This window comes from Nitratireductor kimnyeongensis, from assembly GCF_019891395.1.
GTDB lineage: Bacteria > Pseudomonadota > Alphaproteobacteria > Rhizobiales > Rhizobiaceae > Nitratireductor > Nitratireductor kimnyeongensis.
Map to the genome: position 1 here is coordinate 1,221,310 of NZ_CP078143.1, position 24,430 is coordinate 1,245,739.

The 24,430-nt window shown below is 58.8% G+C and carries 22 protein-coding genes; 10 read left to right on the forward strand and 12 right to left on the reverse strand.

Annotated elements, in window-relative coordinates:
• Nucleotides 1-13 precede the first annotated feature (13 nt).
• The 3 genes from thiP to KW403_RS05770 all read left to right on the forward strand — a co-directional run bounded on the left by thiP (nt 14) and on the right by KW403_RS05770 (nt 4,014).
• Nucleotides 14-1,612 carry a thiamine/thiamine pyrophosphate ABC transporter permease gene (thiP, locus tag KW403_RS05760; protein WP_223021780.1) on the forward strand — a complete coding sequence of 533 codons (1,599 nt, stop codon included), beginning with the start codon at nt 14-16 and terminating at the stop codon, nt 1,610-1,612.
• Nucleotides 1,609-2,355, forward strand: a complete 747-nt coding sequence (gene thiQ / locus KW403_RS05765; RefSeq protein WP_223021781.1) for a thiamine ABC transporter ATP-binding protein — start codon at nt 1,609-1,611, stop codon at nt 2,353-2,355. The genes thiP and thiQ overlap by 4 nt, the downstream gene beginning before the upstream one ends.
• A 171-nt stretch (nt 2,356-2,526) precedes the next feature.
• Nucleotides 2,527-4,014: a M48 family metalloprotease gene (locus tag KW403_RS05770; RefSeq protein ID WP_223022456.1), complete on the forward strand. Its 1,488-nt coding sequence runs from the start codon at nt 2,527-2,529 to the stop codon at nt 4,012-4,014.
• A gap of 31 nt (nt 4,015-4,045) precedes the next feature.
• Here the strand turns inward: KW403_RS05770 and KW403_RS05775 are convergent, their stop codons facing one another.
• The 7 genes from KW403_RS05775 to KW403_RS05805 form a co-directional block, all read right to left on the reverse strand.
• Nucleotides 4,046-4,903, reverse strand: a complete 858-nt coding sequence (locus KW403_RS05775; protein ID WP_223021782.1) for an RNA polymerase factor sigma-32 — start codon at nt 4,901-4,903, stop codon at nt 4,046-4,048.
• A gap of 342 nt (nt 4,904-5,245) precedes the next feature.
• The gene (locus tag KW403_RS05780; RefSeq protein ID WP_223021783.1) at nt 5,246-5,818 is read right to left on the reverse strand and encodes a CarD family transcriptional regulator; all 573 of its coding nucleotides are present in this window, start codon (nt 5,816-5,818) and stop codon (nt 5,246-5,248) included.
• 381 nt (nt 5,819-6,199) lie between these two features.
• A complete protein-coding gene (gene fdxA, locus KW403_RS05785) occupies nt 6,200-6,538 on the reverse strand; it encodes a ferredoxin FdxA (RefSeq protein WP_007007554.1) in 339 nt (112 codons plus the stop codon).
• 138 nt (nt 6,539-6,676) lie between these two features.
• A complete protein-coding gene (locus KW403_RS05790) occupies nt 6,677-7,066 on the reverse strand; it encodes an RNA-binding S4 domain-containing protein (RefSeq protein ID WP_223021784.1) in 390 nt (129 codons plus the stop codon).
• Between the two features lie 8 nt (nt 7,067-7,074).
• Nucleotides 7,075-10,107, reverse strand: a complete 3,033-nt coding sequence (locus KW403_RS05795; RefSeq protein ID WP_223021785.1) for a helicase-related protein — start codon at nt 10,105-10,107, stop codon at nt 7,075-7,077.
• A gap of 667 nt (nt 10,108-10,774) precedes the next feature.
• Nucleotides 10,775-11,494 (reverse strand): acetoacetyl-CoA reductase, encoded by a 720-nt coding sequence (phbB, locus tag KW403_RS05800; RefSeq protein ID WP_223021786.1) that lies wholly within the window; start codon nt 11,492-11,494, stop codon nt 10,775-10,777.
• A gap of 108 nt (nt 11,495-11,602) precedes the next feature.
• Nucleotides 11,603-12,787 (reverse strand): acetyl-CoA C-acetyltransferase, encoded by a 1,185-nt coding sequence (locus KW403_RS05805; protein WP_223021787.1) that lies wholly within the window; start codon nt 12,785-12,787, stop codon nt 11,603-11,605.
• Nucleotides 12,788-13,088: 301 nt separating this feature from the next.
• On the opposite strand from KW403_RS05805, the gene phaR reads away from it, so the two are divergent.
• Nucleotides 13,089-13,700: a polyhydroxyalkanoate synthesis repressor PhaR gene (phaR, locus tag KW403_RS05810; protein ID WP_223021788.1), complete on the forward strand. Its 612-nt coding sequence runs from the start codon at nt 13,089-13,091 to the stop codon at nt 13,698-13,700.
• Nucleotides 13,701-13,742: 42 nt separating this feature from the next.
• The gene (locus tag KW403_RS05815) at nt 13,743-14,168 is read left to right on the forward strand and encodes an ACT domain-containing protein (RefSeq protein WP_223021789.1); all 426 of its coding nucleotides are present in this window, start codon (nt 13,743-13,745) and stop codon (nt 14,166-14,168) included.
• A 60-nt stretch (nt 14,169-14,228) separates the two neighbouring features.
• Here KW403_RS05815 and rpmF read toward each other — a convergent pair whose 3' ends face one another.
• A complete protein-coding gene (rpmF, locus tag KW403_RS05820; protein ID WP_007007560.1) occupies nt 14,229-14,411 on the reverse strand; it encodes a 50S ribosomal protein L32 in 183 nt (60 codons plus the stop codon).
• Between the two features lie 151 nt (nt 14,412-14,562).
• On the reverse strand, nt 14,563-15,339 hold the full coding sequence (mtgA, locus tag KW403_RS05825; RefSeq protein WP_246637906.1) for a monofunctional biosynthetic peptidoglycan transglycosylase: 777 nt from the start codon (nt 15,337-15,339) through the stop codon (nt 14,563-14,565).
• A 124-nt stretch (nt 15,340-15,463) separates the two neighbouring features.
• Between mtgA and KW403_RS05830 the strand changes: the two genes are divergently transcribed.
• Both KW403_RS05830 and KW403_RS05835 read left to right on the forward strand, forming a co-directional pair.
• Nucleotides 15,464-16,384, forward strand: a complete 921-nt coding sequence (locus KW403_RS05830) for a polyprenyl synthetase family protein (RefSeq protein WP_223022458.1) — start codon at nt 15,464-15,466, stop codon at nt 16,382-16,384.
• A gap of 221 nt (nt 16,385-16,605) precedes the next feature.
• Nucleotides 16,606-19,038, forward strand: coding sequence for a hybrid sensor histidine kinase/response regulator (locus KW403_RS05835; RefSeq protein ID WP_223021790.1), 2,433 nt, complete (start codon nt 16,606-16,608; stop codon nt 19,036-19,038).
• 34 nt (nt 19,039-19,072) lie between these two features.
• Here KW403_RS05835 and KW403_RS05840 read toward each other — a convergent pair whose 3' ends face one another.
• The gene (locus KW403_RS05840; protein WP_223021791.1) at nt 19,073-19,408 is read right to left on the reverse strand and encodes a cupin domain-containing protein; all 336 of its coding nucleotides are present in this window, start codon (nt 19,406-19,408) and stop codon (nt 19,073-19,075) included.
• A gap of 134 nt (nt 19,409-19,542) precedes the next feature.
• Here KW403_RS05840 and KW403_RS05845 point away from each other — a divergent pair, with 134 nt between their 5' ends.
• Nucleotides 19,543-20,070, forward strand: a complete 528-nt coding sequence (locus KW403_RS05845; RefSeq protein WP_223021792.1) for a MarR family winged helix-turn-helix transcriptional regulator — start codon at nt 19,543-19,545, stop codon at nt 20,068-20,070.
• Between the two features lie 4 nt (nt 20,071-20,074).
• Here the strand turns inward: KW403_RS05845 and ispG are convergent, their stop codons facing one another.
• Entirely contained in the window at nt 20,075-21,352 is a 1,278-nt protein-coding gene (ispG, locus tag KW403_RS05850; protein WP_223021793.1) for a flavodoxin-dependent (E)-4-hydroxy-3-methylbut-2-enyl-diphosphate synthase, read from the reverse strand.
• A gap of 175 nt (nt 21,353-21,527) precedes the next feature.
• On the opposite strand from ispG, the gene KW403_RS05855 reads away from it, so the two are divergent.
• Nucleotides 21,528-22,325, forward strand: coding sequence for a 3-hydroxybutyrate dehydrogenase (locus KW403_RS05855; RefSeq protein ID WP_223021794.1), 798 nt, complete (start codon nt 21,528-21,530; stop codon nt 22,323-22,325).
• A 33-nt stretch (nt 22,326-22,358) separates the two neighbouring features.
• Here the strand turns inward: KW403_RS05855 and KW403_RS05860 are convergent, their stop codons facing one another.
• Nucleotides 22,359-22,973, reverse strand: coding sequence for a TetR/AcrR family transcriptional regulator (locus KW403_RS05860; RefSeq protein ID WP_223021795.1), 615 nt, complete (start codon nt 22,971-22,973; stop codon nt 22,359-22,361).
• Nucleotides 22,974-23,284: 311 nt separating this feature from the next.
• Here KW403_RS05860 and KW403_RS05865 point away from each other — a divergent pair, with 311 nt between their 5' ends.
• Nucleotides 23,285-24,424: an efflux RND transporter periplasmic adaptor subunit gene (locus tag KW403_RS05865; RefSeq protein ID WP_223021796.1), complete on the forward strand. Its 1,140-nt coding sequence runs from the start codon at nt 23,285-23,287 to the stop codon at nt 24,422-24,424.
• Nucleotides 24,425-24,430: the final 6 nt, after the last annotated feature.

The following is a 24,430-nucleotide window of genomic DNA, read 5'->3' on the forward strand; positions in this document are numbered from 1 at the left end:
CCCGGTGCCAGCCATGGACAGACGCATAACCGCAGGGCGCGTCGCGCTAGCGGCCGTCGGCCTGCTTGTCAGCGGAGCCTTTATCGGCCTCGCATTGGAAGCGGCACGCCAGGGTTCTGGCGTGCTGGATGCGTTCGATGCATGGCTTCTGCGCATTGCCCGTTTCACGCTCTGGCAGGCCCTGCTTTCCACGCTGCTCTCCGTGCTCCCTTCGATCCTTCTGGCGCGTGCGCTGGCGCGGCATCCGGCCTTTCCGGGACGTGCCTTCATCCTGCGCCTGTTCGCCGTGCCGCTTGCGCTGCCAGCCATTGTCGCTGCCCTTGGCGTGCTCGCGCTCTATGGCCGCGCGGGCTTCTTCGCGCCATTCCTGTCGGTCGCCTTCAACGAGCACTGGCCTGGCATCTATGGCCTTTCGGGCATTCTGGTCGCCCATGTCTTCTTCAACCTGCCGCTCGCAACGCGGCTCTTCCTGAACGCGCTTGAAAGCGTGCCGGCAGACCAGTGGCGTCTTGCAGCCCAGCTTGGCATGGGTGCGCGCGCCTCGTTCCGGTTTCTCGAATGGCCGGCCATGCGCGCTGCCCTGCCCGGCATTGCCGGGCTCGTTTTCATGCTGTGCGTCACGTCCTTCACCATCGTCTTGCTACTCGGAGGGGGCCCGCGCGCGACCACCCTCGAAGTAGCGATTTATCAGGCCTTGCGCTTCGACTTCGACCCTGCCCGTGCACTGGTGCTCACCCTCATTCAGGTGGCCTTGGCGGGCAGCATCGTGTTGGCAATGAGCCGCCTCGGCGCATCCTTCAGCGGCGACGCAAACCTCCCCGTCGCACCCCGACGGATCGTCTGGCATACGCCCGCAGAGACCGGTTTTAACGCAGCCCTCATCCTTGTCGCCCTCTTCTTCGTTGCAGGGCCGATGGCGGCAACCGTGGTCGCTGGCCTGAAAGCCGATCTCGGACGCCTTGCCACCGAAAGCGCGGTCTTTGCGGCCACGGCCACCAGCCTTGTTTTCGCGAGCCTGTCGGCCCTCCTGTGCCTCATCCTGTCACTGGCACTGGTCGCCGCCCGGCGCGCGCTGGAAATGAAACGCGGCGCCCTGCCCGCGACCCTGCTGGAACGCGCAACCGACAGCGGTGCTGCCATGGTGCTCATCGTTCCGCCGCTGGTCATCGGCGCGGGCTGGTTTATTCTCCTGCGCCACGTGGGCAATGTCTTCGCCTTCGCGCCGGTCATGGTCGTCACGGTCAATGCGGTGATGGCCATGCCCTTCGCCATCCGTGCCATTCGTCCGGCTTATGATGCCGCCAGTGCCCGCCATGAAAGACTGTGTCTCTCACTTGGCATTACCGGGTGGAGCAGGCTACGCCTTGTCGACTGGCCGGCGCTCAAACGCCCCGCCGCCACCGCACTCGCCTTCGCTGCCGCCCTATCTCTGGGCGATCTCGGCGTCATCGCCCTGTTCGGCTCCGATCAGGTGCAGACGCTGCCCTATCTCCTGCTGCAGCGCATGGGCAGCTACCGCACGGCAGATGCCGCCGGCCTCGCTCTTTTCCTGGGGCTTCTCTGTCTGGCATTGATGTTCATCGCCGATCGTCTCGGCAGGGAGAAGACATGATCAAGACCGCCGCTGGACATGGTGCCAAAATCGCTCTGGAAGCGCTGCAATTCGCTTATCCGGGGGGGAGGCCGATGGCGTTCGAGGCGACAATCGCGCCATCCGATATTGTCGCCGTGATGGGCCCAAGCGGTTCGGGCAAATCAACGCTGCTCAGTCTTATAGCCGGCTTCGAGAAACCCACCGCGGGCCGTGTTCTCATAAATGGCGAAGATGTTTCCCGACTCAATCCTCATCGCAGGCCTGTTTCCATGGTGTTTCAGGAAAACAATCTCTTCGCGCATCTCACCGTCGCCCAGAATGTGGGGCTAGGCCGCTCGGCTTCCCTGAGATTGTCCGATGAAGACCGGACAGCGATCTCGGATGCCCTCGCCAGAACCGGCCTTGCCGGCAAGGAAGACCGGTTGCCCCAAGCGCTCTCAGGTGGAGAGCGCCAGCGTGTGGCACTTGCCCGCGTGTTAATCCGCAGACGCCCCGTCCTTCTGATGGACGAACCCTTCGCTTCGCTCGGACCGGCCCTGCGTGATGAAATGCTCGAACTCATCGCCGACCTGCACGCCGCGCAAGGAATGACCATCCTGATGGCGACGCATGATCCACGCGATGCAGAGCGGCTTTGTAAATCGATGGTCTTCGTGGAAGAAGGCCAGATTTCCGCCACGGGCACAACCGATGCGTTTATCTCCGGCGAGGCATCGGACGCCTTCAACCGCTATATAGGCGCGCGCCGCGAAATCAACTAAGCTCCAAGAAATGGATTCCCCTTTTGCAGCTTATGCGCTAGACGATGCCCTCGATGGGACATGATGCAATGCTGAGGGAACCAAAAGCGCGGCTGGCTGGTTGAGGCTGGTCATGCTTTGGACAAGATCAACCGGAAGGACATTCACTTGTCCAATCGAGCGCCCGCTACCATGAATTTCCTGCCGCCCGCGCGGTCATCGTCGCGCAAAACTGTCCTGGCCCTGACGCTCACCGCGCTCCTGTCCGGCTGCCAGATGATCCCGACCGATACGGGCAGTTTCATGCCGTCCTCCAACCCGGTCACCGTGGACACGGTGACACGCGGTGATCGGCTGGCTCGGCTGGCCCGCCAACAGCACCCGCGCATCCTGCAGACCTATGGCGGCGAATATTCCGACGCGAAGCTCGAGCGAATGGTGGCCAAGGTCGTCGGCTCGCTGACGTTGGACGAACAAAACACTGGCGCCGCCTATCGGATCACGATACTCAATTCACCGAACGTGAACGCTTTTGCCCTCCCCGGCGGCTATCTTTATGTCACACGCGGGCTTTTAGCGCTTGCCAACGATTCGGCGGAGCTTGCTGCTGTCCTGGCGCATGAAATGGCACATGTCACAGCCAATCATGGCATTGAGCGACAGAAACTCGAAGCGGAAGAAAAATTCGCTTCAAAAGTGGTGAATGAAGTGGTCGGCGGACGCGATCAGGCGGCTCAGGCCGCGCTGGTGCGCGGCAAACTGCGACTTGCCCAGTTCTCCCGCAATCAGGAACTTGAAGCTGATCGCATCGGTATCCAGACAACCGCCCATGCTGGGTTTGACGCCTTCGCGGCGGCACGCTTTCTCCAGGCGATGGATGCTTATCAAGGCTTTCGCAGCATCAGCGGCGCGACCGATGCCAGCCTCGACTTTCTGGCAAGTCACCCAAATGCGCCGCGCCGTATCGAGCTCGCGCAGCGCCATGCCCGCGAACTGCAGCAACCCAACGCGGCAGGGACGAGGGATCGCGAAGCCTTCCTTGCCGGCATTGATGGCATGATCTATGGCGATTCTCCGGAAGAGGGTTTCGTCCGCGGACGCGACTTTCTTCATCCGGGGCTGGGCGTCGCCTTCCGTGTACCGCAGGGGTTCATCATCGACAACTCGGCAAAGGCTGTTACCGCCGTCGGACCTGAAGACATTGCGGTCCGTTTTGATGGCGCCACCGTTCCGCAGGGTACATCCCTGACAGATTACCTGACGAGTGGATGGGTGGCCGGTTTGGAGCCTGAAACAATCCGAACTCTGACCATCAACGGCTATCCGGCTGCCAATGGTCGCGCGAGCGCCGATGGATGGCAGTTTGATGTCACGGTGATCCGCTCGGGCGGGCAGGTTTATCGCCTGCTGACCGCCGCGCCCGCAACGAGCGGAGACCTCGAGAGGGTTGCAAATTCAGTCGGTCAAAGCTTCCGTGTACTAAATCAGGCGGAGCGTGCAGCACTCACACCTCTGCGGATCCGCGTGGTCACTGTTCAACCTGGCGAGACGCTGGCTTCCCTGGCCGCGCGCATGCGTGGGGTGGATCGGAAAGTGGAGCTTTTCCGGCTGCTGAACGCTCTTGGTCCCGGTGCGTCACCTGCAGCGGGCACCAGGGTGAAAATCGTCACTGATCAATAGCACTTCACGCACCCAAGGGCGCTGCATAGGCTCAGGCTGCTCCGCCAAGAAGTGCAGGATGCTCGCGCACAAGCACGCTGCGCAACTTTTCGATCGCCCTGCTTTCGATCTGGCGTACCCGTTCCTTCGAAATCCCCAGCGCGGTGCCGAGCGCCTCGAGTGTTGCTCCTTCGTCTGACAGACGACGCTCACGTATGATCTGAAGTTCGCGCCGATCCAGAATGTCGAGAGCCTTGGAGAGCCAGACTGCCCGGCGCTCGCCATCTATCATGTGTTCTACGGTTTCATCCACTGGATCGTCATCAGAAGGTATGAATTCCATCCGCTCTGCAGAAGCCTCTCCTTCGTCGCGCATCGGCGCATTTAGTGAGAGGTCAGGCCCGGACAGCCTTGCATCCATCATCGCCACATCAGCCGGCGAGACACCGAGAAGCTTGGCCGCCTCTTCATGTATTTCGCCAGAGGTCCCCATACTCTTCTGCAGCTTTGCCTTCAGGCGGCGAAATTTGAAGAAAAGCGCCTTCTGGGCGGAACTCGTTCCACCGCGAACGATCGACCAGTTGCGCAAGACGTAGTCCTGCATTGAAGCTCGTATCCACCATGTCGCATATGTTGAAAAACGCACGCCGCGCTCGGGATCAAATCGAGCCGCAGCCTCCAGCAACCCGATATGGCCTTCCTGTATGAGGTCAGCCATTGGAAGACCGAAATTTCGGAAACGGGCCGCCATGGCGATGACAAGCCGCATGTGTGATACGGTCAGTTGATGAAGTGCCTGTTGATCTTGCTTTTTCGACCAGCGCTTCGCCAGATCTTGTTCTTCTTCCAACGCCAGATATGGCGCTTTCATCGCATTTTGGATCAGTTTGCGTTCAGCCCGGTCTTGCATCATGCACTCCCGCGTTACCGCCCGCGACCTCCCACTAAAGGAATGCGAGCCACCAAGCCCATGCGCATCAGCTTCGCGCATGTGCCGTTAAAACGTTCAAAGCGTCGTTGACGCCCCGTTCAAACATTCACGGCCACGCCAATTGCGGACGTCTCGCAGACTTTGAAAGAGCCTCCTGAAGAACCACCGTAAAACGAGGTTCCGCAGAGCCCGGCCACCAGACATCACTTAAAGTAACGAGTCGGAAACAGAAAAAGTTCCAGCAGGGAGCCGGCAGGACTCCGAACAACAAAAAACCCGGCTGAAAAGCCGGGTTTTTTTATAATCCGTTAGAGAGCGCGTTTATGCCGCCTCATCCTTCTCAGCTTCCTCATTGTCAGCCTTCGCGCCACGGCGCGGGCCCTTGTTGAGGTTTGTCTCGATCAGGCGCACGGCTTCCGTCTCCGACATGCGGTTGACGGCCGCGATCTCGCGCGCCATGCGGTCGAGTGCAGCTTCATAAAGCTGACGTTCTGAATAGGACTGCTCCGGCTGATTGTCGGCACGGTAAAGATCACGCACGACTTCCGAAATGGAGATCAGATCGCCCGAATTGATCTTTGCATCATATTCCTGCGCGCGGCGCGACCACATGGTGCGCTTGACGCGAGCACGGCCCTGAACAACTTTGAGCGCACGGTCGACATAGTCGGTCTCCGCAAGCTTGCGCATGCCAATAGACGTTGCCTTGGCAACCGGCACCTTGAGGCGCATCTTGTCTTTCTGAAAATCGATGACGAACAATTCCAGCTTGTGACCGGCGACTTCCTGCTCTTCGATCGTAACGATCTGCCCGACACCATGCGCCGGATACACGATATATTCGCCAGTTTTGAAGCCCTGACGCTGCGCCGATTTCTTCTGCTGGGTGGTCATCCGCCTAACACTCCTGTTCTAGTGGGGCATGCCGGAACCGCCTCGCCTCGACGATACCCTGTGCCCATACGCCTGCCGGCTTTTTTTGGACGCATGAAAGATTTCGAGCTCTGGGAAAGGGTGACAGCCCTGCACCGAAGGCCCGCCACGCAAACCAATACACCCTGACCCAGATAGCCCCGGTCCGGATTTTGAGCCCCACCTTTCAGTGATTAGTCTGTGTGCGCCATCAAAAGACGTGTTGTCACCGGCATGATTTTACGAAGCTACCACAAAAAGCCGATAGAATCAAGAATTTGACGCATGTGCGAAGATGTCGCGGCAGAATCCTGCGCGAACGCCCCGTCTTTCAGCATTATGCCCCGCGGACGAAAACCGCGCTCAATCCCCTTCGCCAGGCTCCGGCGAAAAGTACTGCTCCAGCTTGTTCTCGACACCGTCAAATTCCTTGGCGTCTGCCGGAGGCTCTTTCTTGGCAGTAATGTTGGGCCATTTTTCGGCATATTCGGAATTGAGCTGAAGCCAGCTATCCAGGCCCGGCTCAGTGTCTGGCTTGATCGCCTCTGCCGGGCATTCCGGTTCACAGACACCACAATCGATGCACTCATCCGGGTGGATGACGAGCATGTTTTCACCCTCATAGAAACAATCTACCGGACAAACCTCTATACAGTCCATGTACTTGCACTTGATGCAATTGTCGGTGACGATATAGGTCATAGGTGCTCTCGGCTGACAGCTTCTTGGAATGTCGAGTGGTGAGGTATCGCCTTTGAAGGGCGGTTGCAAGGCCCGTTATTGCGCTGCAATCGTCGCAGGCGAAATCCCATTCCTACCGTTCGAGACCTGACTTCGGCTTCATCCATCGTCGCGCCACCGATCCAGAGCGCGACGTTCCTTTTTGGTCGGGCGCCCGGCCCCCAAATCGCGCTTTGGTGTCATCGTCGCCGCCACGATCTCCTTCGGCAGTGCAGGTGGCGTCATGTCCTCGTAGAGTGTACGCGCCTCTTCAGCGGGGCCGCGCCGCGCTCCAGGCGCGAGAACACGGTACACGAGGACACGCCGGTCGAGAGAAATGGTGAGCACGTCGCCCACCTTGATCTGGTAGGCGGCCTGCTCAATCTTGTTGCGGTTCACGCGCACTCTTCCGGCCTGAGCGAGTTTGGCGGCGAGTGAACGTGATTTTACCACTCGTGCAAAGAACAGCCACTTATCAATGCGCTGCCGTTCTAAAACCGTCCCGCTCATTGCATGGGCTACTTTTTCAACTGATCTTTCAGTGCAGCTAGCTTGGCAAAGGGCGAATCCGGATCGACCCGTGCCGGCCGCTCCTCGCGTTGACGGAGCTGAGCGCCCTTGCGCTTGAAGTTCTGCTTGTCACCGTCCTTACGCGCAGGCTTGCCGCGCTTTTGGGCGCCGTCGCGCTCCTGACGCCCTCGCCCCTGCTGACGCTGATTTGCCTTGCCCGCGCCATGACGCTTGCGCCCGTCAAAACGAGCTTGCCGCCAGATAAGAACCAGCTTGGGCTCCTCCTCTTCGCTGACTGCCTTTTCGGCCTGAGCCTCGGGATCGAGGACTTCAGCCGCCGCCTCAGGCTTTTCATCCGCGTGGTGCTCAATAGCAGCTGCCGCGGTTTCTGCAGACGTGGCCGCTACGACAGCCTCCCCCTCTGCTCCGCCCTTTGGCTGGGCGGCAACCACTTCGGCTTGCGTGGCAGTTTCCGCACTCTCGGCCACAGCCTCGGCGGGCTCGGCATCCTCAACCTTCTGAGCGGCATCCTTTTCCACAGCCGCCTCGTCCAGCGCCCTCAGATGTGCGGCCACCTCTTCGGCTGACTTTGGCTCTCCACGATAGCCCAGCCCCTTGAGGATTGCTTCCATATCATCAGCGGTCGCACCAAGAATGGACATCATTGCCGGCGTGACCACAAAGGCAGCGCCGTCATAACCACCTTCCGGCCGCGCGCCCGATCCCGGCTTCCACGACAGCGCGGGACGAATGAGGTCTGCAAGACGCTCAAGAATATCGACACGCACCGCACGGCGTCCAAGATTGCGATAACCGGCAAGACCGTAAAACGCTTTCTCAAATGCCGGATCGGTGACAATGGACGTCCGCCCCGCGGCAAGCGCATTCACCACATCGCCATAGCCCGGCTTGTCCTTGGCATCGTTCTTCAGCGCCCAGAGAAGCGACAGCAGACCCGCCGGCGCCGGCTTGATCAGCGCCGGGACAAAGATGTGGTACGCGCCGAAGCGCACACCCAAACGGCGGAGCGAAGCACGTGCATCCTGATCCAGAGCGCGCACATCTTCGGCCACGGTGCGGCGGTTAAGAACACCAAAATTCTCGGCAAGCTGGAAGGCGATCCCACGCGCCATCCCCGACAGACTTTCCGTATCGCGCAGATCAACCAATGGCTTCAAGAGCGATTCAACCTGGTAGGTCACAAAGCGCTCGGCACGGGCGGCAACCTTGTCGCGCGCGGGTCCGGTCAACTGCTCGTCGGCCAGCAGAACGATGCGCGGCTTCAGCGCATCCTCACCGGCCACAAGGGTGGCAATAGGCTGCCCCAGCCAGCGTAGCAGGCCATCGGAGTCCAGCGCCAAATCTCCATTACCCGAGGAAGCAAAACGCTCCGCGCGGGTTTCAAACTCGGCCGCGAGCGCTTTCTGCGCCGCTGCCTTGACGGCCCGGGCGTCTTCGCCTTCCGCTGAACGGTCGGCAGTAAAGCGGAACCCTAGCATCTCACCAACATGGTGCCCCTCGACAAGGACTTCGCCAACGGGACTGATTTCTGCTTCCGGCATTGCATTCTCTCTCAGGCGCTTCATGAGCACGGAAGTCCTGCGGTCCACAAAGCGTTTCGTCAATCGCTCATGCAACGCATCGGACAAACTGTCCTCAATCTCTCGTGTTTTCTCTTGCCAGTGTGTCGCGTCGGCCAACCATCCGGGTCGATGCGAGACAAATGTCCATGTGCGGATCTGGGCGATCCGCTGTGATAAAGTGTCGATGTCCCCCTCGGTGGACGAGGCGCGTTTGACCTGTTCAGCCATATAGTCTTCATCGACATGGCCCATTCGCGCCAGATCAGAAAAGACTGCACCAACAATTTCCGCGTGCTGGGCCGGTGCGATGCGCCGGTAATCGGGCAGCACGCAGGCTTCCCACAGTAGCCCGACACGTTCGCGCCCCTCCGCCAACTTGCGAATATCTTCATCGCGCGACAGGAATTCGAGCACTTTTGCATCCGCAGCAGGCAGTGCGCGGGTGAGCCCCTCAACCGGAGGAGGCGTATCAAGAGATGCTTTCAGCGTGTCGAGGCTGGAAAAGTCAAACGCTGCGGTGCGCCATTGCAGCACCCTGACCGGATCAAATTCATGCGCCTCAATGCGATGGACGAGTTCATCGGCAAGCGGATCCACCTGGCCTGTCACACCAAACGTGCCGTCCCGCAAATGACGGCCTGCACGTCCGGCGATCTGGCCCAGCTCTGCCGGATTGAGATCGCGATACTGGAATCCATCGAACTTGCGGTTCTGCGCAAAGGCAACGTGATCGACATCGAGATTGAGCCCCATGCCGATTGCATCCGTCGCCACGAGATAATCGACATCGCCGGATTGATAGAGCGCCACCTGAGCGTTCCTGGTGCGCGGGCTCAATGCGCCAAGCACCACGGCGACACCGCCACGTTGGCGGCGGATCAATTCGCCAATCGCGTAAACCTCGTCAGAGGAAAACGCTACAATCGCCGAGCGGCGAGGCAACCGGGTGATCTTGCGTGAGCCGGAATAGGTGAGGACCGACATTCGCGGCCTGGTGATGACGGAAAGGCCCGGCAGAAGCTTTTCCAGAATGCCGCGCATTGTACCGGCACCAAGCAGCAGCGTCTCCTCGCGTCCACGCAGGTGCAAAATACGGTCGGTAAAGATATGCCCACGCTCGAGATCGGCGGCAAGCTGCACTTCATCAATGGCAACGAAGGCCACATCCGCCTCGCGTGGCATCGCCTCCACCGTACAAACGGAGAAGCGCGCTCCGGGCGGCGAGATTTTTTCCTCACCGGTGATCAGGGCCACATGCTGTTCGCCCACCTTAGCAACCACGCGCGTATAAACCTCGCGCGCCAAAAGGCGCAGTGGGAGGCCGATGATGCCGCTCGAATGCGCCACCATCCGCTCAATGGCGAGATGCGTCTTGCCCGTATTGGTGGGGCCGAGGATGGCTGTGACGTTGCGCCCCGATAGTGACCGGGGACTGGCGTTCTGATTCTGGAAATTCATAGGGCCCGGAAAGCCGTCTACCTCAGCGAAAAAAGGCGAGCACACGGGTTAGCACGCTTTGCCTCCGCATTCCAAGGCAAGACTGACACTCCGCCGACAAAGGCTGCCAAAACGGTCGCGGAATCGATAGTCCTGTTAAGGTTTGGAACGAGACTGGAACGAATCAGCGACGAATCACTGACTTCCAACGTTTCCTGCTTTGTTCACCCCCACATACTGTGCCATGCAAAGCGACGTCACCTAGATGCTGAATCGGTGCGTCATACAACTGGTGGGAAATCTGCGGTGAGCGTTAACTTTTGAACGGCAAGCCGAAGAGCGTACTTCTCCCCTCCGAACAAACATAAGATTTTGTTAGGAAAATTTGCAGAACCGTTAACGGTCCCCCGGCACATCAAAGAGTATCGAGTTAACACTTCGACCAAACCCGGAACGAATCGGCGACGAATCAGTGATATCGGAATGTTCTTGATATGTTCACCCCTACATCTGGTGTTTTCCACCACCTTTCGACAGATAAGGAACAGCTTATCCACAGACAGGAAACGACAGGATGAACGCCGCGTTAAACAAATTGTTTCAATTCGGCACAGAAGCAGGCGAAACACGGCGCGCGCTTTTCTCTCAACGCCCGGGGAATCAGGCGCACATCACGGCAGTTCTTTCTTCAGACGAAGTACTGTCCACCATTGACGGTCAATGTCGACCCGGTCACGAAACCGGCGTCGTCCGACACCAGAAACATGACAGACCTCGCGATCTCTGAGGCCTCGCCCAACCGCCCCACCGGGATCTGAGCAATGATTTTCTCGCGCGCGGTTTCTGGGACGGCCATCACCATGTCGGTGGCGATATAACCCGGGCAAATCGCGTTTACCGTCACGTTGAACCGGGCGCCCTCCTGGGCCAGCGCTTTGGTGAAACCGATTTCGCCTGCTTTTGCCGCCGAATAATTGGCCTGTCCCATCTGGCCCTTCTGGCCGTTAATGGAAGAGATATTGACGATCCGGCCGAACCTGCGTGAACGCATGCCGGCAAAAACCTGATGCGTCATGTTGAAGACGCCGTTGAGATTGACATCGACAACCTCGCGCCAGTCTTCCACCGTCATCTTGTGAAACATCACATCGCGTGTGATTCCAGCATTGTTGACCAGAACGTCGACCGGGCCGAGGTCGGCCTCGATCTTCCCCACACCTTCGGCACACGCATCGTAATCGGCAATCGACCATTTGTAGGCGGCAATACCGGTTTCCTTGGCAAACCGCGCTGCCGCCTCGTCATTGCCCGCATAATTTACCGCGACCTGATAGCCTGCTTCCTTAAGAGCTGTTGCTATTGCCGCACCGATGCCACGGGTCCCACCGGTAACAAGTGCCGTCTTCATGCAGGTCGCCTCCCTGAAAATGAACTGTCCCCTCCGCCTTCGCCCCGTTGTGCCTGAGCGATAAGCCGGCTGGCGCGCGGCGTCTACCACCGCGCGCCGGCAAACAATCTACAGCGCTTCCACGCACATGGCGACGCCCATTCCGCCGCCAATACACAGCGTTGCGAGACCCTTTTTGGCGCCACGACGCCGCATCTCGAAAGCAAGCGTATTGAAGACGCGGGTGCCCGAAGCCCCGATCGGATGACCAATGGCGATCGCACCGCCATTCACGTTCACGATCTCCGGGTTCCAACCCATATCCTTGTTGACGGCACAGGCTTGTGCGGCAAATGCTTCATTGGCTTCGACCAGGTCGAGATCTTCCGCCTTCCAGCCAGCCTTTTCCAGTGCACGACGCGAGGCAGGGATCGGCCCCGTACCCATGATCGCGGGATCGACACCTGCCGTCGCCCAGGAGGCAATGCGTACGAGCGGCGTCAAACCACGGCGCTCCGCCTCACTTTCGCGCATGAGAACCACCGCGGCAGCACCGTCATTGATGCCGGATGCATTGGCTGCCGTCACGGTGCCCTCCTTGTCGAAGGCCGGGCGCAGCTTCTGCATCCCCTCGAGCGTTGCGCCATGGCGGATGTATTCATCTTCGGAGACGATGGTTTCACCCTTGCGGCTCCTCACGGTCACCGGCACGATCTCGTCCTTGAAGCGCCCGGCCTTCTGAGCGGCCTCCGCCTTATTCTGCGACGCCAGCGCGAAGGCGTCCTGCTCCTCACGCGTGATCTGAAACTGCCGCGCCACATTCTCCGCCGTGATGCCCATATGATAGCCGTTGAAGGCGTCCCAAAGGCCGTCGCGGATCATCGTGTCGATCATGGCATAATCACCCATCTTCACACCGGCACGCAGATATGCGCAATGCGGCGAGAGCGTCATGGATTCCTGCCCGCCGGCCACGATGATGTCGGCATCGCCGGTTGCAATCTGCTGCATGCCGATGGCGATGGTGCGCAAGCCCGAACCACAGACCTGATTGAGCACCCAGGCCGTTGTCTCCTTCGGCAGGCCAGCGGCGATCGACGCCTGTCGCGCCGGATTTTGCCCCTGCCCCGCGGTGAGAACCTGCCCCAGAATGACTTCATTCACCTCCTCCGCTGCCACGCCAGCGCGCGAAAGCGCTTCCTTGATGGCAGTGGCGCCCAGTTCGTGCGCTGGCACAGTGGCAAAAGCTCCGTTGAAGGAACCAACCGGGGTCCGAGCGGCGCTGGCGACGACGATGGCTTCAGTTGTCGACATGAAGGCTTCTCCCTAACAAAGGCGATATGCAAAATGCGCAGCCCGCACAACGGACTGACCTTGTCCGCATTTGTCGCGGCTAATAAGTTAGGAGTCAAACGGTAGTGTGCACCGCAACAACTGTTGCACTCCGCTGAAGAAAAGCGGCCGCGTCTTCGCCACTGCGAAAACCGCTTTCATTCGAGCGGATTTTGCGCATATCCTGCCCCTGGTCCTTGAATCCAAGGCATCGTTTTTCCAGGTCGACGGAAGAGACGACCGTATTCGATGCCATAGACACCGTGCTACGGGGAGGTCAGTAATGCCAGCCAAGGACGACCCGATCGTCATCAAGAAATACGCCAATCGCCGTCTCTACAATACCGGCACCAGCACCTATGTGACGCTGGAAGATCTCGCTGAAATGGTGAAACGCGATGAAAACTTTGTCGTGCAGGACGCGAAGTCCGGCGACGACATCACCCATTCGGTTCTCACCCAGATCATTTTCGAACTGGAGAACGACCGCAACGGCCAGAACATGTTACCCGTTTCTTTCTTGCGCCAGCTCATCGCCTTTTACGGCGATCAGATGCAGATGGTTGTTCCAAGCTTCCTCGAACAATCCATGATGGCCTTCTCGAAAGAGCAGGAGCGCATGCGTGAGCAGATGAACAAGGCCTTTGGGACCTCCTCAATAGACATGATTGGCATGTCGGCTCCGATGAAAATGGTGGAAGAGCAGACGCGCCGAAACATCGAGATGTTTCAAAATGCCATGCGCATGTTCACACCGATGCCTGGTGCTTCGGAGCAACCCGCAGCTCCGGAAAGGGACGCGGGCAATGACACACACCGTTCCGACGATCTCAAAGATTTACGTGAGCAGATCGCGGCCATGCAGCGCAAGATTGATTCAATGGGCGATTCCTAACCTGAAGCTCCTCCCCATCTGCCCCCCCTTCGGCTGCACGATATGACCGATCCCATTCGCGAGCGGCACTCTATGCTTTCAGGCCTGAGGCCGGTGCTGAGTGAAGGCGTCTATGTTTTCTGCACCGCCCGCCAGGATACCGCTGGAGAACTCCTTAAGGACGCCCTCGGCGCTTTCAAGGAAGAGGAAGGGGTGACGCTTGTCCTCTCCCTCGAACAGGCCAGAGCACATGGCTTTGACACAGACATGCCGATGCGCCGGATCGTTCTTAACGTCTATTCGGCGCTCGACGGTGTGGGACTAACCGGGTCCGTCGCCACGGCGCTGGCAGAGAAGAATATCCCCTGTAATATGATCGCCGCTTTTCATCACGACCATATCTTCGTGCCCGAGAAGCTGGCGGAAAAGGCCCTCTCGGTCCTTCTCAACGTTCAACAGCGCGCCAAGGCGAATGCGGTGAACGAGTAAGCCCAAAAGAAAAAGGCCGGTCAGAGACCGGCCTTTTCGCAATTCACTGGAGAAAGTCGCTTATGCGTCCTTCGGCTCCAGAACCTGGCGACCGCGATACATGCCGGTCTTCAGGTCGATGTGGTGCGGACGACGCAGCTCGCCCGAATTCTTGTCTTCGACATAGGTCGGTGCCTTGATGGCATCGGCCGAGCGGCGCATGCCGCGCTTCGAAGGCGTCGTTTTCCTTTTTGGTACAGCCATTGTCCTGCTCCGCTAATCAGTCAAAGGCCGTTGCGGCCCCTTGATCCAGGGCCCAGCATCTCGGCCGGGAATTGGAAGTCGGCGTGCCTATACACGTCAAAACGGCCTTTGGCCAGTGGGTCGCAGCACATTTTTTGGAGAATCGCCGCAATCAGGGTTTCAGACACCCCACATAACCGCCTACCTTGCGCGCCCGCTGCTCAATGTTTGCAGCCAGCCGATTGAGACCGCCGGATGGCCTTGCCGGATTCCGCTCCAGCGGATTGGGCAACGTCACCGCCAGCAGCGCTGCCTGACGGCGCGTAAGCTCGGAAGCCCGCCGTCCGAAATAGTGTTGCGCCGCGGCCTCCGCTCCATAAATGTTTGGGCCCCATTCGACGATATTCAGATAAATTTCCAGGATACGTCGCTTGGAAAGGACAAGATCGAGATAAAATGCCAGCGGCAGCTCCAGACCTTTCCGCACGAAGGATCGGCCCTGCCATAGATATAGATTCTTCACTGTCTGCATCGGTATGGTGGAGGCACCCCGTGCCTTTTCGCCCGACAACGCATCGTTGATGACGAGGTTCAAAGCGGCCCAGTCGATCCCGTCATGCGCGCAGAACTGCCCGTCTTCCGACATCATGACGGAATGCTGGATTAGCGTCCCCATTTCATCGAGCGCAGTCCAGCGGCGGTCATATCCTTGAAGTGTCGCGAGATCGCGCATCATCAATGTGGAAAGAGGGTGAACAAACGGGACTTTATAAAGAAGCGTCAATCCGGCCGGTATCAAGGCGAGCACGACGAGCATTGTCACGATAAAGCGGAAAAGCCGCCTTCTCCAGCCACGCGCGGATCCAGCCCGCACTTTAACGCTGCGGCCACGACGCCGGCTGCCCATGGTCGACGGTTTTTTTTCGGGATCGACTGTCGGGCCGCTCAATCCTGTTTCCCCGCATCTAACACGCCACAAAAACTGCTTTCCGCATAGCGCTCCAATGCCTGCGGCGCAATGGCACCAACAATCGGACTTGACCCCGACGCCCAATAACGGCATCGCTCCGCGCATGGAAGAGACACCGACCCTCCCCTTCGAGATCAAACTCGCCGCCGGCGCAAGTCTGGTGGAGAACACGCTGCACGATCTGCTCGCTCCTCGAACGCTCGAAGGCGAATTGCATCGACCCGAACGTCTGCTGATGGCCATGCGTCATGGCGTCCTGAATGGCGGCAAACGCTTACGGCCTTTCCTCGTTCTCGAGACTGCCGCACTGTTTGAGACAAACAAACAGAGCGCTGCACTGCGCGTGGCGGCCGCGCTCGAATGCGTCCACTGCTACTCTCTCGTCCATGACGATCTGCCCGCAATGGACGATGACGATCTGCGGCGGGGCCAACCCACTGTTCATCGCGCTTTCGACGAAGCCGCTGCGATCCTGGCCGGTGACAGTCTCCTCACCTTCGCCTTCGACATCATTAGCGCCTCCGAAACGGATCTCACTGCCGAGGCGAAGCTAACGCTTGTCAACCGATTGGCCCGCGCTTCTGGCATGGGCGGCATGGCCGGAGGCCAGGCACTGGACCTGGCTGCAGAAGGCTCGAGCCTCAAGGAAGAAGAAATACTTCTTCTGCAATCCATGAAGACGGGCGCCCTCATTCGCTTTGCCTGCGAGGCCGGCAGTTTGGTAGGGGGTGCGCAACCTCTAGAAACGGAAAGGCTTGCTGAGTTCGGCTCTGCCATCGGCCTCGCCTTCCAGCTGGCCGACGATTTGCTCGATCTCACGTCCAACAGCGAAACGATGGGTAAGGCGACCGGCAAAGATGCCGCCGCTGGCAAGGCAACTTTGGCAAGCCTGCATGGAATCGAGTGGACCCGCCGTCAACTCAATGGCCTCGTCGCTCAGGCCGAGGAGCTTCTTGAGCCGTTTGGCGAACGTGCCGAGACACTGCGCGAAGCCGCCCGTTTTGTGGCCAATCGGCAGAAATAAAGGCTTTTCCCGCCGACATTTTCTTAAACACGCGCGACGGCGCGATCTGTCTTGCTTTGTTGTTCTTCCAACATGACTGCTCATTCATGCCCGCTGGCCGCAGGGTCATGTATAAACCCATTCTTTTAGCGTTAATCGGGCATTAATCAGGATGTTCAATTCTTACGGAAAATGGGGACGTCTTGGGATCAGCAATGCCTACCCTGGGGACACAACAATATATGCGCGGACGCCTGTTCGTGCTGCTTGCCGGATTCGTCATCGCAGTCGCGTTCGGAACCGGTTTCTTGCTGTGGCAAACGCAGACCACCAAGAATCAGGTGCGTTTCGGCGCATTCATCAGTCACATGGCCGACGCCACCAATGATGTGATTCACAATGCCCTGCGCCTGGAGCAGGCCGAGCTTCGTTCGGGTGGTGACGCATCAGAGACAGAATCGAGCCATAGCGAACTCGAGTTGGCGCTGACGCGACTGAACGACGCCTATCAGGCGCTCGAATTCGCGGTCAGCGGTGAAGTCACAACATTGGAAAGTCAGCGCCTGACCAATCTTCAAGTTGGACTGGATACAGGCGCACCTATCTCGCAGACGATGCCCACCGCCACGGATATCACGGGCCATGCCGTCCCCGCTTCTGTACGTCATATCTGGCTTGGCCAGACTGGAGAGGTCCCGCTCCGTACACAGATCCGCGATATCATCTCACTCGCCAACAGGCTTGAGGTTTTTACCGATTATGACAATGCGACGGCGCGACGTGTGTTCAAACAGCTCCAGACGCTCGCCAACACCCAGGTGCGCCCGGAACTGAAACGCATCTCCGATCTTCTCAATTCTGGGATGATAGAAAGCCATGGCACCCTCCAGTGGGGTCTTTTTGGCGTCGCCGTGGCTATGGTGACAGCGAGCCTCATCCTTGCGCTCCGCATTTTCGAGCCGATGATCCGTCGTATCTCGAAAGCTCATCAGGATCTGCACAGCGCGAATATCTCGCTCGCAGCCGAAAAGATAAAAGCGCAGTCGGCGGACCGAACGAAGTCAGAATTCCTAGCCAATATGAGCCACGAGATCCGCACGCCCATGAACGGTGTCATGGGCATGGCAGAACTGCTGGCGCGCACGAATCTTGACCAACGCCAGGCCATGTTCGTTGACGTAATCGTCAAATCGGGCACCGCTCTGTTGACCATCATCAACGACATTCTCGATTTTTCGAAGATCGATGCCGGCCAGTTGAAGCTGGACGAAGCGCCGTTCAGGCTTGGCGAGGCCATTGAAGATGTGGCAGCTCTTGTCTCCTCCCGCGTGGCCGAAAAAGACCTGGAGCTCATCGTTCGTGTGGATCCGGAGCTTCCCGCCTCCTTCATTGGCGATGTGGGCCGGTTCCGCCAGATCGCCACGAATCTGGTTGGCAACGCCGTGAAATTCACCGAGCGCGGCCATGTCCTGATCGACGTCTCGGGGAGATCGGACGGGGAAACCACCCAGGTCACAGTTCGGGTGGAAGACACCGGAATCGGCATTCCTCAAGACAAGCTGGACGTGGTCTTCGACAAATTCGCACAGGTCGATTCATCGTCCACTCGTCGCCACGAAGGAACGGGGCTGGGATTGGCGATCGCCGTAAAGCTTGCCGAACTGATGGGTGGTTCAATCGAAGCATCCAGTGAGGTGGGAAAAGGCTCTACATTCGTCTTTACCGTTCCGTTTGCCGTAGACGCGGCCAATGCCGCCCAGGTGACTGCGCCGGTGGATGTTTCGGGGGCACGCGTGTTTGTCATCGATGACAACCCGATCAACCGCGATATTTTGCTGGAGCAACTGAACAGCTGGGGCTTTGAGTGCGCGGCTGCAGAAAGCGGCGCCGTTGGCCTCGCCTTCCTTCAACGTTCAGCCCAACTTGATGCGCGGGTGGATTGTGTCATTCTCGACTACCAGATGCCCGAAATGAATGGCGCTGATGTCGCCAAGAAGATCAAAGCGGATCTATCGCTCGCCGGCATTCCGCTCGTTCTTCTCACATCGGTCGACCAGACCGATACCGCCCGCCTCATGAGCGAATGCGGAATTGCCGCTCACTTAAACAAGCCCACCCGTGCCTCAATGCTTCTGGAAACACTGGTTTCCGTGATGCAGGTGAGCCGCGCCCTCCCCGCGCAGGACCACCCCGAAGCTCCCGCTCAGACCAAACCGATTCAAATCCACGCCTCTACGCCACTTGAGCGAGGCCTGTCAGGTTCACGCGGGAACAGCGGGCCGCTCGATGTGCTGGTGGCTGAGGACAACGAAGTAAACCAGCTCGTGTTCAGTCAGATTCTCGATGGGATGGGCCTGAAATACAGGATCGCTAGCAACGGCAAGACAGCAGTCGAGATGCTGCGCACATTGAAACCCGGACTGGTTCTTATGGATGTCTCAATGCCGGAAATGAACGGCTACGAGGCGACGGCTGCGATCCGTGAACTGGAAGCCGCCAATGGCACGCACACACCCATCATCGGCATCACCGCCCATGCTTTGAGGGGCGACAGGGAGAAGTGTTTGGGTGCCGGCATGGACGATTACCTGCCCAAACCGATCTCCCCCCAGAAACTGTCTGACAAGATCACCCACTGGCGAAACGACACTCAGCGGCTTTCTGCGAGCGCCTAAGATGGGCTTGCGAAGCCTGAAGGAGCTTCAACCGTCAAAGATTTTCCTGCTGGATACGCCCTGACGCGTGAATGCAGACGATGTCTAGGCGGTCGCGTCCGACATTTGCGAAACTGTGGGGTGTATCGGCCGGAACGACAACGATGTCACCCGCATGCGCCCGGACGGTTTCACCGTTGACCGTAAACTCGGCTTCACCCGAATGCAGCACCCAGGTCTCCGAATAGGGATGCTTGTGCAGGCCGGTAGCGTGGCCGGGCGGGCTGTTCATCACGAACATAGAGACCTGACCGCCATAGGGCTCCCCCTCGAATGTCACCGTCCCCTTGGGGCTCGGCTTCTGCTCAGAGTGGCGAATGATCTCAAACATTATGGCTGTTCCCTTCTTCCTCCGACCCCCGCAAAGCCGGGCTCTTAATATCTTCGCGCTAAGATATTTGCATTCTATCTTTACGTCAAGATATATAGTAGGACACCGAGACACGCAGACGATCAGGAGCCTTAATGAATAACCAGAAAACCGGCGAGGATCATGTCGATCGTTTGCGGGCGCAGTGGGCGCGTGAGCTTCCAGATCTGGACACGAACCCCATGAGCATTCTCGGCCGTGTTTACCGGCTATCGATGCTTGTACGCCCCGGTATCGAGGAAACCTTCGCCGCCTTTGGCCTTGATCGGGGCGAGTTCGACGTTATTGCCACGCTGCGCCGCGCCGGAGCGCCCTACCGCCTGACGCCGACCGAGCTCTATAAATCCCTGATGATCACGTCAGGTGGCTTGACGCACAGACTGAAGCGGCTTGAAAAGGCTGGACTGGTCAAGCGCACACCCTCCCCCGAAGACGGGCGCAGCATGATGGTTGAGCTGACATCCGCAGGCAAAACCCGCGCCGAGGAAGCGTTTAGGACCGACATGGCCAGCGAGCTTGCACTTTTTGCCGCGATGCCCCAGGCGCGCCGCGAGCTACTTGAAGAGCTGCTGCGCGAACTGACCCATACGGTGATGTCATCCCTGGCTGATCGACAAAAGTGACTTCCTATTCCGCTGCCTCGCGGGGGCCGAAACGCTTTTCAATATAGTCAGCGACCATCTTTTCAAACTCCGCCGCGATGTTCTCACCGCGCAACGTCGCCGCCTTCTTGCCGTCGACGAAAACCGGAGCAGCGGGCGTTTCCCCCGTACCCGGCAATGAAATGCCAATGTCGGCATGCTTGGATTCGCCGGGTCCATTGACGATGCAGCCCATCACCGCAACTTTCAGGCTCTCCACACCGGGATACTTCTTGCGCCAGACCGGCATGTTCTTGCGCAGATCACGCTCGATCTTCTGGGCCAGTTCCTGAAAGACGGTCGAGGTCGTTCGGCCGCAGCCCGGGCACGCCGCAACCACCGGCAGGAACTGGCGGAACCCCATCGTCTGCAGAAGCTCCTGCGCCACCTGCACTTCACGGGTGCGGTCGCCGCCTGGCTCCGGCGTCAGTGAAATGCGGATCGTATCGCCAATCCCCTGCTGCAGCAGGATGCCCATCGCGGCTGATGAGGCGACAATCCCCTTGGTGCCCATGCCGGCTTCGGTCAGCCCCAAATGCAGCGAGTGATTGGAGCGCCGCGCAAGCTCGGTATAGACGGCTATCAGATCCTGAACCTGGCTGACCTTGGCCGACAGAATGATGCGGTCGCGCCCGAGCCCAATCTCCTCGGCTAGCTCGGCCGAAAGCAACGCCGACTGCACAATGGCTTCTCGCGTCACCTCCTGAGCTGTCATGGGCGAGCCATTGTTCTGGTTCTCGTCCATCAGACGGGTCAGCAGCTCCTGATCGAGCGAACCCCAATTAACACCGATGCGCACCGGCTTGTCATACTTGATCGCCGTTTCAATGATCGCGGCGAACTGTCGGTCCTTCTTGTCCTTGAAGCCAACATTGCCGGGATTGATACGATACTTGGCCAGAGCCTCTGCGCAGGCGGGATGATCAGCCAGCAGCTTGTGTCCGATGTAATGAAAATCGCCGACGATTGGCACGAAGATACCGACGCGCTCCAGCCGCTCGCGAATGCGCGGCACGGCAGCCGCAGCTTCATCGCGATCAACGGTAATGCGCACCAATTCAGAACCGGCGCGATGAAGCGCCGCAATCTGCGCTACCGTGCGGTCCACATCCGCCGTATCCGTGTTTGTCATGGACTGGACGACCACGGGTGCATCCCCACCAACAATCACATTGCCCACGGCAACGCCAACGGCCTCGCGCCGCGGAAATGGTGAAGAGAAGTAGCCGCTCACAGATTTACTGGCCGTGAATGTTCCGGTCATGGGGGAACTGTCCCGTTTTCAGCCGTATCGGGCTTGAGGTGGCCGAGACAGGCCGGAATGTCAATGGCGCAGAAGCGCATTTGCGCAGATCGCCTCGCTTGACAGTGTCTCCTTCCGTCGCTTTGCTGCGATGCAGCATCACTCCATTTTTCAATCTTCAACAAAGGGCCATGCCATGCAGCACCAACCGGGCAAGCAAAATCGGGCGGCTGTTATCACCGGCTCAACGTCAGGCATCGGCCTCGGAATTGCCGAAGCGCTGGCAGCCAACGGCTGCAACATTGTCCTGAATTCATTCACAGATAGCTCCGAAGACCATGCTCTTGCACGAAAACTTGCCGATGATCACGGGGTGGAAGCAGCCTATGTGAGCGCCGACATGTCAGACCCGAATGCCTGCCGCAAGCTGGTTGACAAGGCGGCGCAGCACTTCGGCGGCCTCGACATTCTCGTCAACAATGCGGGCATCCAGCATTTGGCCCCTGTCGAAGATTTCCCCATCGAGAAATGGAATGCCATTCTTGCGATCAATCTTTCTTCATCCTTCCATACCATCGCCGCTGCGATCCCGCACATGAAGAAGGCAGGTCACGGACGCATCATCAACATTGCCTCGGCGCATGGTCTGCGCGCTTCGCCCTTCAAATCTGCCTATGTGGCCGCCAAGCACGGTGTGGTGGGTCTGACGAAAACAGTGGCTCTCGAACTCGCGGAGACCGGAATAACCTGCAATGCCATCTGCCCGGGCTACGTCCTGACACCGCTGGTGGAAGAGCAGATTCCTGACCAGATGAAATTGCACGATATGGATCGTGAAACGGTCGTGCGTGAAGTGATGCTTGCCAGGCAGCCCACGCGGGAGTTTGTCACTGTCGAGGAATTGGGCGGTCTGGTTGTGTTTCTGTGTTCCGATCACGCATCGCAAATGACAGGTACAAGTCTGCCTATGGATGGCGGCTGGACAGCGCAGTAGCGACGATTGACAGTCATCAGCCAACAGCCCGCCTCAACCAAAACGCGGCTGCGCTGCGACCATGGAAATTTCGAGAACCCGCACAAGTCGCCGCGCTCCGTCTATCGCCGGCTTGCCGCAAAGGCCGCGTATACGCATACCTTCAAGACCATCCAGGAGAATTTCCGCCAGCCCACGTGCCGAAAGCCCCTGCCTCTCAAGGTCGGCATTTGTTCGCGATGCTTCTTCCGCCACTGCAGCCTCAACAATGCCCGTCAGCCCCGCGCGCCAATCGGCGATAATATCTGCGGCGATCTTGTTCTCCATATCGAGAATTTCCTGTCCGTGCGCCGACTGATCGATGGTCTCGATCAGCTCGAACAGGGCCCGGTCGAGCGCCGTCATCATCCGCTCGCCGAAGGTGCCCTCTTCAGCCAACCCCTGCCGCGCGCCTTCCAACGATTGCTCAAGAACACATGCACCGATGGCACGGAAAATATCCGCCTTGTTCCGAAACTGCAGGTACAGCGCCGGCCGAGAAACATCGGCTGATCTGGCAATGTCATCCATCGTGGTTCGGGCGAAGCCATAGGCAAGAAACACCTTCATGGCGCCATCTAGGATGCGCTCCCGCTTGGGGTCATCGGTACATTGGGCAATCAAATTCATGGTCTGCACTTTCTCTCAATGACGATTGACAAAATAACGAATTTTGTCAATATGTCCCACCCTCGCGCATTCAACGCGCAAAGGGCGTTTTTATTTGCTCGCACCCTGGCATCGGGCCAACGTTCGTTGATGTCAGGAGCCTTTGCCGTTCGGCTTTTGTAATGTGTGCGTCTGCGATATATGAGCGTTCTTTTGTCGCAAGATACCGCGTCTTGCCCTTGCGCTTTTGGCGATTTGAACTCTGCGTGGGCAGTCCCCATATTGGGTCGGACCTCAGTCGACAGGCCGGCTCTATCGCATCGGAAAACGACATGCCGAAGATTAGGTTGCACAAACTTGCCGCGATTGCCGTGCTTGTCGCGACAGCCGCATGGATCGCCACGGGGGAGTTTTCCTCTGTCGGTAGCGCCAGCGAAGAACCACAGACTGTGGCGCAACGACCTGAAAACAAGCCGACTGAGGCGCAGACGGTGACGGTGGCCACGCCGCCACGTATCGATCATTCAAGAACAATCCGCGTTTCGGGCAAGACCGCTGCTGACAAGCGTTCGGCGCTGGCTCTACGCGCCGGCGGTGTTGTCTCTGAGCTACCGGTTTCCAAAGGCGACAGAGTAAAGGCAGGCGACCTGATCCTGAGTCTTGAGACCGAAGGAAAGGAAGCGGCGGTGGAGACCGCGCGTCAGGTTTTGGCCCAGAGGCAGGCCGAATCCGAGGCTGCCGACCGCCTTGCCAAGTCCGGCAATCTTGCCCGCCTGCAGTTGGACAGTGCTCGCTCGGCGCTCGCCACTGCCCGTTCCCAACTTGAAGCTGCTGAAGCCGACCTCGCACGCATTACCGTCCGCGCACCTTTCGAAGGCATTATCGACAAGGTCGATGTTGAGTTGGGTTCCTCTGCGATGCAGGGCCAGGAAGTTGCTACGCTGATCAAGCTCGACCCGGTGATCGCCGTAGGCGAAGTCAGCGAACACGATCTTGGGTCTGTCGATGTCGGTGACAAGGCAGACGTTCGGTTGGTTAACGGCACGAAAGTCAGCGGTGAAGTACGCTTCGTCAGCCGCGAGGCTTCCGAGCAGACCCGGACATTTCGCATCGAGGTAGCGGTCCCCAATCAGGACGGCAGCATTCCTGCTGGTATGACCGCGGAAATCAACATCCACGCTGAGCCGGTGGAAGCTGTTGCCTTGCCGCGCTCCGTGGTGACACTGAACGAGAATGGCGAGCTTGGCGTCCGCGCAGTCGATGATGGCAGCAAGGTGATTTTCTACCCCATCGACTTGGTCGACGACACTCCCAGAGCTCTCTTCCTTGCCGGCATACCGGCCAACGCTCAGGTGATCGTGGCCGGTCAGGATCTCGTGACCGAGGGCGATACGGTTAAGACGGAAATCGCCGATCAGAAGTTGATACGCGAACTTGCGGGCGTCCTCGCCTCCGAGATGACCACCCGTTGAGATAGT

Coding starts and splice junctions, on each gene's coding strand:
- KW403_RS05830 (WP_223022458.1), top strand. CDS start 15,464: ATGGAAGAGACACCGACCCTCCCCTTCGAGATCAAACTCGCCGCCGGC.
- thiP (WP_223021780.1), top strand. CDS start 14: ATGGACAGACGCATAACCGCAGGGCGCGTCGCGCTAGCGGCCGTCGGC.
- KW403_RS05795 (WP_223021785.1), bottom strand. CDS start 10,107: ATGAATTTCCAGAATCAGAACGCCAGTCCCCGGTCACTATCGGGGCGC.
- KW403_RS05865 (WP_223021796.1), top strand. CDS start 23,285: ATGCCGAAGATTAGGTTGCACAAACTTGCCGCGATTGCCGTGCTTGTC.
- KW403_RS05835 (WP_223021790.1), top strand. CDS start 16,606: ATGCGCGGACGCCTGTTCGTGCTGCTTGCCGGATTCGTCATCGCAGTC.
- KW403_RS05770 (WP_223022456.1), top strand. CDS start 2,527: ATGAATTTCCTGCCGCCCGCGCGGTCATCGTCGCGCAAAACTGTCCTG.
- KW403_RS05840 (WP_223021791.1), bottom strand. CDS start 19,408: ATGTTTGAGATCATTCGCCACTCTGAGCAGAAGCCGAGCCCCAAGGGG.
- phbB (WP_223021786.1), bottom strand. CDS start 11,494: ATGAAGACGGCACTTGTTACCGGTGGGACCCGTGGCATCGGTGCGGCA.
- fdxA (WP_007007554.1), bottom strand. CDS start 6,538: ATGACCTATATCGTCACCGACAATTGCATCAAGTGCAAGTACATGGAC.
- KW403_RS05805 (WP_223021787.1), bottom strand. CDS start 12,787: ATGTCGACAACTGAAGCCATCGTCGTCGCCAGCGCCGCTCGGACCCCG.
- KW403_RS05790 (WP_223021784.1), bottom strand. CDS start 7,066: ATGAGCGGGACGGTTTTAGAACGGCAGCGCATTGATAAGTGGCTGTTC.
- KW403_RS05815 (WP_223021789.1), top strand. CDS start 13,743: ATGACCGATCCCATTCGCGAGCGGCACTCTATGCTTTCAGGCCTGAGG.
- KW403_RS05855 (WP_223021794.1), top strand. CDS start 21,528: ATGCAGCACCAACCGGGCAAGCAAAATCGGGCGGCTGTTATCACCGGC.
- ispG (WP_223021793.1), bottom strand. CDS start 21,352: ATGACCGGAACATTCACGGCCAGTAAATCTGTGAGCGGCTACTTCTCT.
- thiQ (WP_223021781.1), top strand. CDS start 1,609: ATGATCAAGACCGCCGCTGGACATGGTGCCAAAATCGCTCTGGAAGCG.
- phaR (WP_223021788.1), top strand. CDS start 13,089: ATGCCAGCCAAGGACGACCCGATCGTCATCAAGAAATACGCCAATCGC.
- KW403_RS05845 (WP_223021792.1), top strand. CDS start 19,543: ATGAATAACCAGAAAACCGGCGAGGATCATGTCGATCGTTTGCGGGCG.
- KW403_RS05780 (WP_223021783.1), bottom strand. CDS start 5,818: ATGACCACCCAGCAGAAGAAATCGGCGCAGCGTCAGGGCTTCAAAACT.
- rpmF (WP_007007560.1), bottom strand. CDS start 14,411: ATGGCTGTACCAAAAAGGAAAACGACGCCTTCGAAGCGCGGCATGCGC.
- KW403_RS05775 (WP_223021782.1), bottom strand. CDS start 4,903: ATGCAAGACCGGGCTGAACGCAAACTGATCCAAAATGCGATGAAAGCG.
- KW403_RS05860 (WP_223021795.1), bottom strand. CDS start 22,973: ATGAATTTGATTGCCCAATGTACCGATGACCCCAAGCGGGAGCGCATC.